Annotated in this window: 1 protein-coding gene; it reads right to left on the reverse strand. The window is 61.5% G+C overall.

All coding sequences use genetic code 11. The features are described 5' to 3' along the window. Positions 1 to 98: 98 nt before the first annotated feature. On the reverse strand, positions 99 to 1803 hold a 1705-nt coding region (gene topB / locus WM40_RS26715), incomplete at its 5' end, for a DNA topoisomerase III (protein ID WP_157793827.1).

Raw genomic sequence — 1803 nt, forward strand, 5'->3', positions numbered from 1 at the left:
GATTCTGCGCATCGGTGACTNACATGCAGGGCAGGGAGGGGCGTTTTCATGTGACAATGCCCCCCGGAGCTGGAGTAAGGCGGTGCTCCCCGGCTTTTTTACTGACCTCGACCGTTAGTGTTCTTACCCAGTCGCCGAGCTCCGTCTCGAACTGCTTCAGCTCCACCCTGTCCCGCTTCGATCTGAGACAGTTTGTCTTCCCATTCGGCCGTCAACACCGGGTCGACCAGCCTGGGTGCAAACTTCTCCAGCAAATTGATCAGCGCAATGCCCTTGGCTTGCGGCACGATTTCCGATTTCTTCTTCGCGTCGTTGGCGATATAGTCGCGCTTAAACAGGTTCTCGATGATCCCGGCGCGTGTGGCGTCAGTCCCGATCCCCGCTTTTTCCTTGTTGCGCATGATGGCCTTAAGGCGCGGGTCGTCGATTTCCTTATCGATCGATTCCATTGCCTGCAACAGCGTGCCTTCCGTGTAGCGCTTTGGTGGCTGGGTCAGCTTCTTTTGCACCGTACAGGCGAGATTACGTGCGGGTGCACCGATATCGACCGACGGCAAGGTCACGTCGGCATCGGCATCGTTGCCGTCGTCTTTGCCCTTTTTAGGGGCCTTACCAGCGAGTGCGGCGGCTTTCCAACCGGGGGCCAGTGGCACGCTGCCGGTCGCCCTGAAACGCTCGCCGGCGCAGACCACTTCGATGACGCTTTTCTGAAAGCGATAGTCGCCCATGAACTGCATCAGGTAGCGTCGCCGGATCAGGTCATAGACCAGTTGCTCGGTCTTTGACAGGGCACTCAGCTGCACACGCGCACTGCGAGTCGGAATGATCGCGTGGTGGGCCGTGATGCGCTTGTCATTGAACGCTCGACCGGCGCCAATGGCCAGGCCGGTTTGTGCGGAGTCGACCAATGCAGCCATGCTCGGATCCACGGCACGAACGCTCGCGAGGATGTCCGGCACCTCCGAGAACATCGAGACGGGCAGGTACTCGCAATCGGTTCGCGGATAGGTCGTCGCCTTATGGGTCTCGTAGAGCGCTTGACATGCATCGAGCACGGCCTGCGCCTTGAGGCCATAGATAGCCGAGGCATCGCGCTGCAGCGATCCAAGGCTATAGAGCAGTGGTGCGGGCTCTTTCTCAGGGGTGGAGCTCACCTGATCCACCAGGCCGGTTTGGCCCGACACGCGGCTCGCCGTCGCGGTGGCGACCGCTTGGTCGAGCAAGCGCCCGTGTTCGTCGAGGAGCGCCTTGGGTATCTGCCAGCGCATCGGCACTTCCGCACCGCCGAGCGCGAATCGCGCGGCGAGATCGAAGTGGGCCACGGGCACGAAGGTGTCGATCGCGCGCTGCCGACGCACGATCAGGGCGAGGACAGGTGTTTGCACGCGTCCGAAGTGCAGCGTGCCGCCCTTGCCGCCTGCACCGAAGGCGCAGGTCAGGGCCATGGTCAGATTCATGCCGGCGAGCCAATCGGCGCGCGCCCGGCCAAGTCCTGATCGATAGAGTGTCTCCGTCTTGCGTCCGTCCCAGAGATTTGCCAGACCCTTTTTAACGGAGCTCGCATCAAGGGCAGAAAGCCATAGGCGTTTGACGGGGCCGCGATAGCCAACCAGATCCATGACTTCGCGGGCGATCACCTCACCCTCGCGATCCGCGTCGGTGGCAATGACCACCTCGCTTGCCTGCTTTAACCACTTGGCCACCGCATTGTATTGGGCCTCGACGCTGTCCTTGACCTGGAGCACCCACTGATCCGGAAGCACGGGAAGATACTCAAGTCGCCAGGAGCTCAGGCGCGGCTCG

Origin of the sequence: Robbsia andropogonis, from assembly GCF_000970345.1 — a bacterium.
GTDB lineage: Bacteria > Pseudomonadota > Gammaproteobacteria > Burkholderiales > Burkholderiaceae > Robbsia > Robbsia andropogonis.